General features: G+C 48.2%; 1 rRNA gene. It reads right to left on the bottom strand.

The features are described 5' to 3' along the window. Window positions 1-539: ribosomal RNA gene (locus tag CSC70_RS14330) — 23S ribosomal RNA — on the bottom strand; the annotation flags it as partial.

Genomic DNA, 539 nt, shown 5'->3' with positions numbered 1-539 from the left:
TTCTCAAACGTAAATAGGCCGTAGCGGAATATCAACCGATTGTCCATCACCTACGCCGTTCGGCCTCGGCTTAGGTCCCGACTAACCCTGGGCGGACGAACCTTCCCCAGGAAACCTTAGATTTTCGGCCAATAAGATTCTCACTTATTTCTCGCTACTTATGCCAGCATTCTCACTTCTGTACAGTCCACCGCTCCTTACGGTACGACCTCAACCCATACAGAAAGCTCCTCTACCGCGTACACATAGTGTACACCCATAGCATCGGTGGTAAGTTTGAGCCACGGACATCTTCGGCGCAGGATCTCTTGACTAGTGAGCTATTACGCACTCTTTAAATGAGTGGCTGCTTCTAAGCCAACATCCTAGTTGTCTTAGAAATCCCACATCCTTTTCCACTTAACTTACACTTTGGGACCTTAGCTGATGGTCTGGGCTGTTTCCCTTTTGACTACGGATCTTATCATTCGCAGTCTGACTGCGTTTATGCAAGTATATGGCATTCGGAGTTGTATCGGGTTCGGGAACTACTATGGTCC

The sequence above is a fragment of the Pseudoxanthomonas kalamensis DSM 18571 genome, from assembly GCF_010211745.1.
GTDB classification, from domain to species: domain Bacteria; phylum Pseudomonadota; class Gammaproteobacteria; order Xanthomonadales; family Xanthomonadaceae; genus Pseudoxanthomonas_A; species Pseudoxanthomonas_A kalamensis.
This window is presented reverse-complemented; position numbering and strand designations above follow the sequence as displayed.